Origin of the sequence: Rhizobium sp. 32-5/1 (genome assembly GCF_029537235.1) — a bacterium.
In the GTDB taxonomy this organism is placed as follows: Bacteria; Pseudomonadota; Alphaproteobacteria; order Rhizobiales; family Rhizobiaceae; genus Pararhizobium.
Genome location: NZ_CP120638.1, coordinates 1,758,519 through 1,771,152, shown reverse-complemented (window position 1 = coordinate 1,771,152; position 12,634 = coordinate 1,758,519). Strand labels below are relative to the sequence as shown.

Here is a 12,634-nt window from a genome sequence, read left to right as displayed (position 1 = left end):
CGGTGGGCTTTTGTATTTTAACGTTTGCTCATGGGTAAATCACACCCTTGCGCAGGATGACATTGCCGTAAAGCCGGGGCTCGCTGGTCTGGACGACGGTATGGGCAGCGCGCACCCGCGGATAAAAGTCCGGCCCCAGCAGCGGGACGACCGCGCGATCCGGCTCATATCTGGCGCAGCAGGCGATGATATCCCCGTGCACGGGATCGAGCGCATCGCGGTCCTGCTTCACGGTCGCCCGGAAAATCGCCTGTGGCACGAAATCATCGATCGGCATGACGCTGAGGATGGCGTCGAGAACCGGGATCAGGCCGTGACCATCCATCCGGATCAGCCGCCGGCCATGTTCGAGGCCTGGGTAATTGCCATCCACCAGGGCGATTTCGTCGCCGTGCCCCATGGCCCGCAGCGTCGCCAGCAATTCCGGGCTCAGGAGCGGGTTCAGACCTTTCAGCATCAGGCAGTCTCCTTGAAGAGGACGTTCGTGTCTATGAGATAGCGGGAAAACAGCGGCAGGCTTGCCCCGCCGATGGCGCGTGCCTGGGCGCCGACCGTGCCTTCGATGATCTCAGGCATGACCACGCCTTCGAGATCGAGCTTGCCAACCGCCTCGCGCGTTGCCGCAACGATGCGCCCGCGCACCCAGGCGGGAAACCCGCCATCGACGACGGCGGCGTTGAAGTCGATGATCGAAGCGGAGGAGACCACGGCCTGGGCAAGCGCATCGGCGGTCAGCTGGATCCATGTCTCCAGCGGCTCGCCGAAATCGATCCATTCGTCGGCCGAGTACCACAGCGGTTTCGGGTCGATCCCCTTGTCGCGCAGGAGATTTTCAAGCACGAAGATCGAGGCAATCTTCAGAAGCTGCTGCGGCTTGCCATTCCGGTCCGAGACCTGCAACGGGCCGACTGCGCCCGCCGTTCCCGTCCGGCCGGAAAACAGCGAGGAATTCAGCACAATGCCGCCGCCGATAAAGGACCCGATGTAGAAATAGATGAAATCCGGATAGTTGGCGCCCACGCCGAAGATCAGTTCCGCCGCGCAGGCGCTGGTCGCATCGTTCTGCATCAGCACCGGATGGTGCGTGCGTGCGGCAACCTCGTCGCGCAGGTCGAAGCCACGCCAGGCCGCCATTTTTTCCGCTGGCGCCCCGGTTTCCCCGGCCCAGCTCCAGAGCTGGAACGGCGTTGCGATGCCGACGCCGGCGATCCGGCTTTTCTGCTCTTCGGTCAGCATCTTTTCGAGTTTCGGTATGCCCTCTGTGATGAAGGTCAGGATTTCGTCCGGCATGGGGTAGGCATGAATCCGGTGCAATTGCAGGCGGATATTGCCGACGAAGTCCATCAGCACTAGGTCGCAGCTGCGCCGGCCGATCTTGACGCCGTAGGAATAGACAGCGTCCGGGTTAAGGCGCATGGGGATCGACGGTTGGCCAACCTTGCCGCGCACGGGTTCCCCGCGCATCAGGAGGTCGTCCTTTTCAAGCACGCGCATGATGACGGTCACCGTCTGGGCGGAAAGCCCGGACCGGCGGGCGATATCCGCCTTGGAGAGGCTGCCGTGGCGGCGCACCAGCGACATCACCAGACGTTCATTGTAGGCGCGAACGCGCGTCAAGTTCGCGCCGCCGCCGGGATCGATGACGTCCGGCACGGTCGATGCGCCAGCGGCATCGGCTTGTGAAGTCATGCCCCTGTTCCTCCACCGGCGCGATCTGGGTCTCGGAGTGGGTATGTCCGAGCCGGTGTGTTGATCGCGTCTTCAAGTCCGTTTCTTATGTGTGCACTGCACCAATTCATGCTGCATGCACATTGTCTGGGCAAAGAATGGCATATAATAATAATAATTCAATTTGATTTATTTATTGACAGCATTTCATTTTGATGTTTGTTTTGTCCCCGGAAGCGCCATCGACTGCAGAGGAGAATGCTGTTTGTGGCGGTGCCTGATGTGCCGGTTCGCCGGTGCGATTTTCAATCCTTGGGAGGATTTCATGAAGAAGACTATCATTTCCGCCGCTCTCGGCGCGCTGGCGCTCGGCGTTGTATTTGCAGCTCCTGCGCAGGCTCAGGGCGTATCCGCCTGCCTGATCACCAAGACAGACACCAACCCCTTCTTCGTCAAGATGAAGGAAGGCGCCCAGGCGAAGGCAGCCGAACTCGGCGTCGAGCTGAAGGCCTATGCCGGCAAGGTCGATGGCGACCATGACAGTCAGGTTGCTGCAATCGAATCCTGCATCGCCGATGGCGCCAAGGGTATCCTGATCGCCGCTTCCGACACGAAGGCCATCGTTGACCAGGTCAAGAAGGCACAGGATGCCGGCCTGCTGGTCATCGCACTCGACACCCCGCTTGACCCGGCAACCGCGGCCGACGCAACCTTCGCGACCGACAACCTGCAGGCCGGCAAGCTGATCGGCGCCTGGGCTGCTGCAACGCTCGGCGACAAGGCCAAGGATGCCAAGATCGGCTTCCTCGACCTCGTTCCGTCGCAGCCGACCGTCGACGTTCTGCGTGACCAGGGCTTCATGATCGGCTTCGGCATCGATCCGAAGGATCCGAGCAAGATCGGCGACGAAGACGATGCACGCATTGTCGGTCACGACGTGACCAACGGCAATGAAGAAGGTGGCCGTACCGCCATGGAAAACCTTCTCCAGAAGGATCCGGACATCAACGTCATCCACACGATCAACGAACCGGCTGCTGTCGGCGCCTATGAAGCGCTGAAGGCCGTCGGCAAGGAAAAAGACGTTCTGATCGTTTCGGTTGACGGCGGTTGCCCGGGTGTGAAGTCGGTCGCCGAAGGCGTCATCGGCGCCACCTCGCAGCAGTATCCGCTGCTGATGGCCTCGCTCGGCATCGAAGCGATTGCCCAGTATGCCAAGGACGGCACGAAGCCGAAGCCGACCGAAGGCAAGGACTTCTTCGACACGGGCGTTGCCCTGGTTACCGACAAGCCGGCAGCTGGCGTCGAATCGATCGACGTAAAGACCGGCACGGACAAGTGCTGGGGTTGATACCCTGACCCTTTAGCCACACAATGACGACGAAAGGGCGGTTCTTGAGCCGCCCTTTTCAACAGCCGGCACTGCAAGCCGGTGCTCTTGGGAGGGGTTTTGTGATGTCAAGCATCCAGGAATTCGAAAAAACACTGGATCAGAGCGACAAGTCCGTCGCCGCATTCGAGGATCAGTCGTTTCTGCGACGCATCCAGCATTTTCTGCATTCGACGCCAGCGGCCATTCCGGCGATCGTGCTCATATTTTCCATCATCGTGTTCGGCATTCTGAAGGGTGAGCGCTTCTTTACCGCTGGCACGCTGACCCTGATCCTGCAGCAGATCGCCGTCGTCGGCATCCTTGGTGCTGCCCAGACGCTGGTCATCCTGACGGCCGGCATCGATCTGTCGATCGGCGTCATCATGGTGCTTTCGGCGGTGGTCATGGGCAATTGCGCCGTGACCTACGGCATGCCGGCGCCGCTGGCCGTGGCCGCCGGCTTCGTCACCGGAACCGTCTGCGGCCTTTTGAACGGTTTTCTCGTTTCCAGGATGAAACTGCCGCCGTTCATCGTGACGCTCGGCACCTGGAACATCGTCATGGCCGTGAATTTTATCTATTCCGCCAATGCGACGATCCGCCGTGCCGATATCGAGACCGCAGCGCCTCTGCTCGGCTTCTTCGGCACCAGCCTCAAGCTTGGTTCCGCGGTGATCACGCTCGGCGTCATCATGATGGTCCTGACGGTCATCGCACTCTGGTATGCACTCAACCACACGGCCTGGGGACGCCACGTCTATGCCGTCGGCGACGATCCGGAAGCGGCCGAACTGTCCGGTATCCGGGTCAACAAGGTCTTGCTCGGCGTCTATGGTCTTGCCGGTGCCATCGCGGCACTCGCCGCCTGGGTCTCGATCGGCCGCAACGGCTCGATTTCGCCCTCCTGGGCCGTGACCGACTACAATCTCCAGGCCATCACGGCAGCGGTCATCGGCGGCATCTCGCTGTTCGGTGGACGTGGCTCGATCCTCGGTACGCTGTTCGGCGCGCTGATCGTCGGTGTGGTCTCCATGGGGCTCAACATGCTCGGTGCCGACCCGCAATGGAAAGTGCTCCTGACAGGTGTCCTCATCATCTCGGCGGTCGGTATCGACCAGTGGATCAGAAAGGTAGCAGGCTGATGGAACCTCTTCTCACCGCGCGCGGTATCGTCAAACGCTATGGCCGCGTTACCGCGCTCGATCACTCCGACTTCGATCTCTACCCCGGCGAAATTCTCGCCGTGATCGGCGACAACGGCGCGGGTAAGTCCTCGCTGATCAAGGCGATCTCGGGAGCCGTCCATCCGGACGAGGGCGAAATCCGGCTCGAGGGCAAGGTCGTCAGCTTCCGCTCGCCACTACAGGCGCGCGAGGCCGGCATCGAGACCGTCTACCAGAACCTCGCTTTGTCGCCGGCGCTGTCGATCGCCGACAACATGTTCCTCGGCCGCGAAATCCGCAAACCCGGCCCGATGGGCTCGGTCTTCCGCATGCTTGACCGGCCGAAAATGGCCAAGATCGCCCGCGACAAGCTGTCGGAACTCGGCCTGATGACGATCCAGAACATCAACCAGGCGGTCGAGACGCTCTCCGGCGGTCAGCGCCAGGGTGTCGCGGTGGCGCGGGCAGCGGCCTTCGGCTCCAAGGTGATCATTCTTGATGAACCGACTGCGGCGCTTGGCGTCAAGGAAAGCCGCAAGGTGCTGGAGCTGATCCTCGACGTGCGCAAGCGCGGCATGCCCATCGTGCTGATCTCGCACAACATGCCGCATGTCTTCGAGGTCGCCGACCGCATCCATATCCACCGGCTTGGAAAACGCCTCTGCGTCATCAACCCGAAGGATTACACGATGTCGGACGCCGTCGCCTTCATGACGGGCGCCAAAGTGCCTCCGGAGGCCGCTGCCGCATGACGATGACGCTTGCCGCCATCGTCGACGGCATTCTCGAAAAGGCGGCTGGGTCCCACCGCTTCATCGTTGCGATTGCCGGCCCTCCCGGGGCCGGCAAGTCCACGCTGGCGGACGCGCTGCACGAAGAATTCGCTCGCCAGGGTGAGACATCGGTGGTCCTGCCGATGGACGGCTTCCACATGGACAATGGCATCCTTGAAGAGCGTGGCCTTTTGCAGCGCAAGGGTGCGCCGGAAACCTTCGACGTCCGCGGTTTCCTCGATATCGTCACAGCCGTGCGCCGCGGTGACGAGGAAGTGCTGGTGCCGGTCTTTGACCGCTCGCGCGAAATCGCCATTGCCTCGGCGCGCCCGATCGCGCCCGATACCCGTATCATCCTGGCGGAAGGCAATTACCTGCTGCTCGACGAAGCCCCTGGTCGCGGCTCACCCCCTGTTTGACCTGACCATCTTCGTCGGCCCGTCCTATGCCGTGCTCGAAGAAAGATTGCGCCAGCGCTGGATCCATTACGGCCTCGACGAGGCCGGTATCGAATGGAAGCTTTACGGCAACGACCTGCCGAACGGAAAGCGCATCATCGACGGCTCGCGGCCGGCCGACATCTCGCTCGAGATCTTTGAATAACCGCAATTAGCCGATCCTCCATTGTTTCCGCTGGCCGATTGATGCTATCGGAACCTCCGGTCAGCGCAGGCTTCAACCATGCGCATAACGCTTGCGTCTGGAGACATCAGCATGAGCCCACAGCCGGTCACCGAATTTAAGATCCGCCGCCCAGACGACTGGCATCTGCACCTGCGCGATGGCGAGATGCTGAAAGGCGTGATCGGCGATACCAGCCGCCACTTCGCCCGCGCAATCATCATGCCAAACCTCGTACCGCCTGTTGTAACGACCGCCGATGCGACGGCCTATCGCGCGCGCATCCTGGCCGCCCTTGCGGCCGGGGACCGTTTCGAACCGCTGATGACGCTCTATCTGACCGAAGGCACCAATCCCGACGATGTTGAGGAAGGTCATGCCAGCGGGCTGATCAAGGCGGTGAAACTCTATCCGGCCGGCGCCACCACCAATTCCCATGGCGGCGTGCGCAATTTCGAAAATGCCATGCCTGTGCTGGAGCGCATGGCGAAGATCGGCCTGCCGCTCTGCGTGCATGGCGAGGTCACGACGCCGGAGGTCGATATTTTCGACCGCGAGGCCGTGTTCATCGAAACCGTGCTCGATCCGTTGCGCAAACGTCTGCCGGAGCTGAAGGTAACGATGGAGCACGTCACGACGAAGGACGGCATCGACTATATCAAGGCGTCGAAGGCCAATCTCGCCGGCTCGATCACCACCCATCACCTGATCATCAACCGCAACGCCATCCTCGTCGGCGGCATCAAGCCGCATTATTATTGCCTGCCGGTCGCCAAGCGCGAGCTGCACCGTCTGGCGCTGCGCGCCGCCGCCACCTCCGGCGACAAGAGGTTCTTCCTCGGCACCGATTCAGCCCCGCATGTCGATCCCTTGAAGGAATGTGCCTGCGGCTGCGCCGGCATCTACACCTCGATCAACACGATGAGTTGCCTTGCCCATGTGTTCGAGCAGGAAAATGCGCTCGACAGGCTGGAGGCCTTTACTTCGCTCAACGGTCCCGCCTGGTATGGCCTGCCGGTGAATGAGGAGACGATCACATTGCGGAAAGCGGCTGAGCCTGTGACCTTCCCGGACAAGATCGAAACCGATGCCGGTCCGGTTACGGTTTTCGATCCGATGTTCCCGCTGCATTGGGATGTTGTCTGAGGTCGTCAGACGCGTTTGTCCCTTTTGGACGTTCCCTCTTCGTCGACCAAACTGAAAGCCGGGCGTCCGGTGGATGCTTGTGGATGGTGATCTGAAAATAGACCCGCAGCGTGCTGCGAAAACGGGAAGCGTTACGGGCGCCCCAGACGCCGACAAACCTTTCACCCGATGCGTGGTTCTTAAAAACCGCGCCGCCGCCAAAAACAGCTGCGAGGCCCTCTTCGCCGGCAAGACCGTTCCTTCCGTAAACGGAAGAAACAAAATCCAGCGGCGCGACACTGACGACCGTATCTCCGGCCGGCGCGAAGCCTTCGCTTCTGAATACATAGACCGGGCACGGAGAGATTGTCATCATCTCAGAATATCCTTGCCGAACGAGGATGCAAGGTGCTGCTTCGGGACTGATCTCTGAAATAAGTGAGCTTGATTGCGATACAACCTTGGTCTATTTCTCGGCGTGGCCGGATGTGGCCAGCCGTCCCGCAGCGCGAAGGCGCCCATGGTGAATACATCCTCGATAAACCAGTCTCATCCTTGGCCATTTGGCGGCGGGGACGAACGGGTCAGCAAAGCGGGCACTGATCGTCCTGTTCGTCGCCATCCGGAGGATGAAGAATGCGCGATTTTCGCGATGCCAAGCTTATGGCAAAAGTCCTGAAACAGGCCTTTGCCGACCGCAACACGCCACTTTCCCACAGTGAAGCCCTGGAAATCGTCGCCGACCAGTTCGGCTGCGAACAATGGAATATTCTCTCGGCGCGTATTGATGGCGCGGAAAAGGCGCCCGAAAAGCCGGAAGGTGCCGTCGGCATACAGCCATCCATCCCGATCTTCCGCATCTTCGATGTCGACAAGGCCATGGAGTTCTATTGCGGCTTTCTCGGCTTCACGCTCGATTGGGAACACCGCTTCGGCGATAATTTCCCGCTCTATTGCCAGGTCTCGCGCGAAGACATGATCCTGCATCTGAGCGAACATGCCGGCGACGCCAGCCCCGGCGCCCGCGCCTTCGTGCGGATCGCCGATGCAGTTGCGCTGCAGGCCGAACTGGCGGCCAAGGACTATCGCTACATGAAGCCCGGCGTGAACAAGGCGCCCTGGGGCCTGGAGGTCGCCGTCACCGACCCCTTCAGCAACCGCATCACGTTTTGCCAGCAGCAGGGGAGAATCAGGCGGATTGACGCGAAGCCATCTTCTCCCCATCGGGGAGAAGATGGCCGCCGGGCAGATAAGGTGTCCTCCGGCAAGTTCGATGTTCCTGCTGGTCTGGGACGTGGTCTAACCGCAGACGAACGACGCTCTAAGGTGCCACGCCGCTCAGAAGCTGCGGCCACAGGCCAGTCACGCCGATAAAGATCAGATAGATGGCGATGACGTAATTGAGCAGCCGCGGCATGACCAGGATCAGAATCCCGGCAATGAGGGCGACGAGCGGCTGTATGGCGATAATCGTCGGCATTGACGTTCCTTTTACTTCTCAATGATCGTTTGAAGATAGTGCCCGGTTAAATCTTGTCCACTTTCGCCAGTCGCATGCTCCTTCAGAATTTGTGTCTGCCACGCTGGCCAGCCGACCCTCTTGCTGCTATTGGCGGCTCTCGGATGCCGTAACCCGACAGGAGCCGAAATGATCCAGACACCTTTTACAGAACCTGCAGTCATGGCCGAATTGACAGCCAAGATGCTCTGGGAAATCAAGGCGGTGCATTTCAGTGCGGACAAGCCCTACAAGCTGGCCTCGGGCATGGCGAGCCCGGTCTATATCGATTGCCGCAAGCTGATTTCCTATCCGCGTATCCGCTCCGCGGTCATGGATTTTGCCGCCGCCACGGTTCTTCGCGAAGCTGGCTTCGAGCAGTTCGACGTGATTGCCGGCGGCGAGACGGCGGGCATTCCCTTTGCCGCCATGCTGGCCGAGCGGCTGGCCCTGCCGATGATCTATGTGCGCAAGGCGCCGAAGGGCCACGGCCGCAACGCCCAGATCGAAGGTCATATGGCAGATGGCGCGCGTGTTCTCGTCATCGAGGATCTGACGACGGCCGGCGGCTCGATGTTCAAATTCATCGATGCGATCCGCGCCGCCGGCGGCGTGGTCGATCACGGCATCGCGCTTTTCTATTACGACATCTTCCCGGAAGCGCGCGGCCAGATGAAGGACAAGGGCGTGACGCTCCTGAATATCGCCACCTGGCGCGATGTTCTGGCGGTGGCAAAAGAGCAGAAACTGTTCGACGAAAAAACGCTGTTCGAGGTCGAGGCCTTCCTCAATGCACCGCTCGAATGGTCCGGCCGCAATGGCGGCGTCAGCGTTCTCGCCAGTTCCTGAAGGCCCGCCTGAAAACGCTGCTGGAAATTCCGTCGAAAGTTGTTTAAATCGATTGAAATAAAGTCTTTGAAGGGGAGAGAGCCATCATGATCATCTGCTGTGGGGAAGCCCTGATCGACATGCTGCCGCGCCAGACGACATCAGGAGAAACGGCCTTTGCCCCCTATGCCGGTGGCGCCATCTTCAATACCGCCATCGCGCTCGGACGGCTCGGCATACCCACGGGCTTCTTCACCGGCCTCTCCGACGACATGTTCGGCGATGTGCTGCGCGAAACGCTGAAATCCAGCAATGTCGATTTCGCCCCCTGCGCGACGCTGTCGCTCCACACCACGCTCGCCTTCGTCAAGCTGGTCAACGGCTCGGCGACCTATGCCTTCTTCGACGAGAACACGGCGGGCCGGATGATTACGCAGGCAGACCTGCCGGCACTCGGCGATTTCTGTGAGGCGCTGCATTTCGGCGCCATCAGCCTGATCCCCGAACCGTGCGGCTCCACTTACGAAGCACTGATGACCCGCGAACATGAAAAGCGCGTAATTTCCTTCGATCCAAACATCCGCCCCGGCTTCATCAAGGATGCCGGCGCCCACAAGGCCCGCATGCTGCGCATGGCCGCCATGTCCGATATCGTCAAGTTCTCCGACGAGGATCTCGACTGGTTCGGCGAGGAAGGCAGCCATGAGGAACTGGTCGCCAAATGGCTGACCCGCGGCCCCAAACTCGTCGTCATCACCAAGGGTGCGGATGGAGCCGATGGCTATACGACCCGCGGCAAGGTCTCAGTATCAGGTGAAAAAGTCACCGTCGTCGATACCGTCGGCGCCGGCGACACCTTCGACGCCGGCATCCTCGCCTCGCTGAAGATGAACAACCTCTTGACCAAGGCGCAGGTCGCAACGCTCAGCGAAGACGCGGTGCGTGATGCGCTGACGCTTGGCGCAAAAGCTGCGGCGGTGACGGTGTCGCGCGCAGGCGCGAACCCACCCTGGGGGTATGAGATCGGGTTGTAAGGGGTGAGAGAGGATTCGGATCAAACGGGACAGGTCGGGGTTGCTTGAGGGCAGCCTCCCTCGTTATGCCGGTCATGGCTCATGGCGCCCAAGGATTGTCTGGTCTCGCAAAGCAGCCGAGCTTGAAACTGCCAGCAAACACAAAAATCCATCCCCTTTATCCCCGCCCCTTGCACCTGTGCCATCATGCTCCCGTTCCGCCATCGGATACACCACGAGGCGTCGTGGCGAGGTGGGGCCGGTGCCGGGTTTGGGACAGACGTAAGCCCTTGCCCGGTGGGCGAACAGAAAATGGTTTCCCTCTCGCCTGAAACAGGGCGGGGCGTGCCTGTGAGGCACACATGAGGAGCGGCGACTGATGTGTCGAAAGGCACGTCTTTCGCGGCGCGGCGAATGTCGTCAGCGTCGCCCTGTACCGAAAAAAGGTGCCGCCATCCCCGCAGAGAAATCGGAGTTGTCCGCCGACGCACACCGAACGGGGCGCTGCGAAGCGTCATTTACTTATACTTTGTCCCGGCACTTCGAAGCGCCCCGGCCGAGTTTGCAAGGACCAAACCCACGGCGGAGTTTTCCGGGCGTGGCTGTCGGGCGTTGGGGTGTATGAAAGGCAACAGTCCCGGCACGGTTAAATCTGCGGCGGTGAAATTCAAGTGACTTGATCCGGGTGAAAGGTCGGTGGTAGTTGTGAATTGAACACGGTTGGCCAAATAAGCGGACTGCTGTCGTGCAAAACATCCGAGCGCCTCGCTCCACACAATAGAAGACAAGAACCGAATGAATAACGGGTTAGGTTTGAAGATCGCAATTCCCGAAGACGATGATGGGCAGGCGGCCAATCCTGCTCGGCTCGGCATACGCCTGCGGCTGGCGCGCCAGACGCGGGGCATGACCCTGAAGGCGCTTGCCGATGCCGCCCATTGCTCCGAAAGCCTGTTGTCGAAAATCGAAAACGGCAAGGCGTCACCGTCTTTGCCCATGCTGCACCGCCTGGTCGGCGCGCTCGATACGAATATCGGCTGGATGTTCGAGGAATCCGATGGGGAAGAAGGCATCATTTTCCGGGCTGGAACGCGGCCGCTGATTGCGCTTGATCCCTTGCGGCGTGGCGAGGAATTTCGCTGGAGCGGATCATCCCCTATTCGGCCGGCCACCTGCTCCAGTGCAATATCCATCATATCGAGGAAAAGGGCGAAAGTGCCGGTCCGATCCAGCATGCCGGGGAAGAGGTCGGTTATGTGCTGGCCGGCGAGATCGAGCTGATTGTCGATACGAAAAGCTTTACGCTTTCGGCAGGCGACGCCTTCGTTTTCAATTCCGAACTCCCGCATCATTATCGCAACGTGGGCCAAGAGCGCGCCAGCATTTTCTGGGTCAACACGCCGGCAACCTTCTGAACCAAATTCCCTCGGAAAGTTTAATTCAAGAGACTTGACAAAAATTCAAGTCTCTTGAATTATGATCGGGCGCTCACGCGCTTGATGAGCCCGGCTACGGGCCTTTCCGAAAACAAGGGGAACCCGAATGCGCCTTTCCAGACTTCTGATCCGCAGCACCGCAGCCGTCGTCATGACGCTGGCTGTCAGTGTCGCATCCGCCAGCGCAGACACATTTGCGCTCGTCACCATCAACCAGCAGGCTCTGTTCTTCAACCAGATCAATGACGGAGCCCAGAAGGCGGCGGACGCTGCCGGTGCCAAGCTGGTGATCTTCAACGCCAACAACGTGCCTGCTGCGCAGAACGACGCGATCGAAAACTACATCACCCAGAAGGTCGACGGCATCATTCTGGTCGCCATCGATGTCAACGGCGTGAAGCCGGCGATCACGGCGGCCAAGACAGCCGGCATCCCGGTCATCGCCATCGATGCGCAGATCCCGGAAGGCGACAATATCGCCTTCATCGGCGTCGACAACGCCAAGGCCGGCGAAGACATCGGCAAGTTCTTTTCCGACTACGTGAAATCAGACATGGGCGGCACAGCCAAGACGGGCATTGTCGGCGCGCTCAATTCCTTCATCCAGAACCAGCGGCTTGACGGCTTCAAGAAGGCCGTGACTGAAGGCGGCCAAGCTGTCACCTTCCTCGACACGGTCGATGGCCAAAACCAGCAGGACATCGCGCTCGGTGCCGCCGAGAACCTGATGACTGCCAACCCTGATATGACGACGATCTACGCCACCGGCGAACCGCAGCTGATCGGCGCCGTCTCGGCCGTCGAAAGCCAGGGCCGCCAGAAGGACGTCAAGATCTTCGGCTGGGACCTGACGGCGCAGGCCGTCAAGGGCATCGAAGAGGGCTGGGTCACCGCCGTCGTCCAGCAGGATCCGGCTGGCGAAGGCAAGGCTGCCGTCGAAGCGCTGGTCAAGCTGAAGAAGGGCGAAACCATCGAGCCGATCATCAACGTTCCCGTGACGATCGTCACCAAGGACAATGTTGCCGAGTTCAAGGACATGTTCAAGTAAGGCACGCGTTTTCGGCCGAGGCCCCCTCCCTCTTGCTATCGGCCACCTTCTCCCCGCGTGCGGCGCGGGGAGAAGGATTTCGCGGCACG

13 protein-coding genes and 2 pseudogenes are annotated in these 12,634 nt (G+C 60.5%); 11 read left to right on the top strand and 4 right to left on the bottom strand.

Going from position 1 to position 12,634, the window contains the following annotated elements:
• Nucleotides 1-28 precede the first annotated feature (28 nt).
• Both P6U16_RS09115 and P6U16_RS09110 read right to left on the bottom strand, forming a co-directional pair.
• Nucleotides 29-457, bottom strand: a complete 429-nt coding sequence (locus tag P6U16_RS09115) for an RbsD/FucU domain-containing protein (RefSeq protein ID WP_277703473.1) — start codon at nt 455-457, stop codon at nt 29-31.
• The gene (locus P6U16_RS09110; protein WP_277703472.1) at nt 457-1,689 is read right to left on the bottom strand and encodes an ROK family transcriptional regulator; all 1,233 of its coding nucleotides are present in this window, start codon (nt 1,687-1,689) and stop codon (nt 457-459) included. Before P6U16_RS09110 ends, P6U16_RS09115 begins: the two co-directional genes overlap by 1 nt.
• Before the next feature lie 304 nt (nt 1,690-1,993).
• Between P6U16_RS09110 and P6U16_RS09105 the strand changes: the two genes are divergently transcribed.
• The 5 genes and pseudogenes from P6U16_RS09105 (at nt 1,994) to pyrC (ending at nt 6,743) form a co-directional block, all read left to right on the top strand.
• On the top strand, nt 1,994-3,019 hold the full coding sequence (locus tag P6U16_RS09105; RefSeq protein ID WP_277703471.1) for a sugar ABC transporter substrate-binding protein: 1,026 nt from the start codon (nt 1,994-1,996) through the stop codon (nt 3,017-3,019).
• Between the two features lie 104 nt (nt 3,020-3,123).
• Nucleotides 3,124-4,182 carry an ABC transporter permease gene (locus P6U16_RS09100; RefSeq protein ID WP_277703470.1) on the top strand — a complete coding sequence of 353 codons (1,059 nt, stop codon included), beginning with the start codon at nt 3,124-3,126 and terminating at the stop codon, nt 4,180-4,182.
• Entirely contained in the window at nt 4,182-4,955 is a 774-nt protein-coding gene (locus tag P6U16_RS09095; RefSeq protein ID WP_277703469.1) for an ATP-binding cassette domain-containing protein, read from the top strand. The genes P6U16_RS09100 and P6U16_RS09095 overlap by 1 nt, the downstream gene beginning before the upstream one ends.
• Nucleotides 4,952-5,579 (top strand): annotated as a pseudogene (locus P6U16_RS09090) (nucleoside triphosphate hydrolase). The gene P6U16_RS09095 and the pseudogene P6U16_RS09090 overlap by 4 nt, the downstream one beginning before the upstream one ends.
• 111 nt (nt 5,580-5,690) lie before the next feature.
• The gene (pyrC, locus tag P6U16_RS09085; RefSeq protein ID WP_277703468.1) at nt 5,691-6,743 is read left to right on the top strand and encodes a dihydroorotase; all 1,053 of its coding nucleotides are present in this window, start codon (nt 5,691-5,693) and stop codon (nt 6,741-6,743) included.
• Here pyrC and P6U16_RS09080 read toward each other — a convergent pair.
• Complete coding sequence (locus tag P6U16_RS09080) at nt 6,697-7,098, bottom strand: hypothetical protein (protein WP_277703467.1); 402 nt, start codon at nt 7,096-7,098, stop codon at nt 6,697-6,699. The genes pyrC and P6U16_RS09080 overlap by 47 nt on opposite strands.
• Nucleotides 7,099-7,358: 260 nt before the next feature.
• Between P6U16_RS09080 and P6U16_RS09075 the strand changes: the two are divergent.
• Nucleotides 7,359-7,901, top strand: a pseudogene (locus P6U16_RS09075) (glyoxalase superfamily protein); the annotation flags it as partial.
• Between the two features lie 142 nt (nt 7,902-8,043).
• On the opposite strand, the gene P6U16_RS09070 reads toward P6U16_RS09075, so the two are convergent.
• Nucleotides 8,044-8,202, bottom strand: coding sequence for a DUF3096 domain-containing protein (locus P6U16_RS09070; RefSeq protein WP_277703466.1), 159 nt, complete (start codon nt 8,200-8,202; stop codon nt 8,044-8,046).
• A 168-nt stretch (nt 8,203-8,370) separates the two neighbouring features.
• Here P6U16_RS09070 and P6U16_RS09065 point away from each other — a divergent pair, with 168 nt between their 5' ends.
• The 5 genes from P6U16_RS09065 (at nt 8,371) to P6U16_RS09045 (ending at nt 12,545) form a co-directional block, all read left to right on the top strand.
• On the top strand, nt 8,371-9,069 hold the full coding sequence (locus P6U16_RS09065; RefSeq protein ID WP_277703465.1) for an orotate phosphoribosyltransferase: 699 nt from the start codon (nt 8,371-8,373) through the stop codon (nt 9,067-9,069).
• A gap of 86 nt (nt 9,070-9,155) precedes the next feature.
• On the top strand, nt 9,156-10,082 hold the full coding sequence (locus tag P6U16_RS09060) for a carbohydrate kinase (RefSeq protein ID WP_277703464.1): 927 nt from the start codon (nt 9,156-9,158) through the stop codon (nt 10,080-10,082).
• 774 nt (nt 10,083-10,856) lie between these two features.
• The gene (locus tag P6U16_RS09055) at nt 10,857-11,342 is read left to right on the top strand and encodes a helix-turn-helix transcriptional regulator (protein WP_277703463.1); all 486 of its coding nucleotides are present in this window, start codon (nt 10,857-10,859) and stop codon (nt 11,340-11,342) included.
• The gene (locus P6U16_RS09050) at nt 11,318-11,476 is read left to right on the top strand and encodes a cupin domain-containing protein (protein ID WP_277703462.1); all 159 of its coding nucleotides are present in this window, start codon (nt 11,318-11,320) and stop codon (nt 11,474-11,476) included. Before P6U16_RS09055 ends, P6U16_RS09050 begins: the two co-directional genes overlap by 25 nt.
• Nucleotides 11,477-11,603: 127 nt before the next feature.
• On the top strand, nt 11,604-12,545 hold the full coding sequence (locus P6U16_RS09045) for a substrate-binding domain-containing protein (protein WP_277703461.1): 942 nt from the start codon (nt 11,604-11,606) through the stop codon (nt 12,543-12,545).
• The last annotated feature ends 89 nt before the right edge of the window (nt 12,546-12,634 follow it).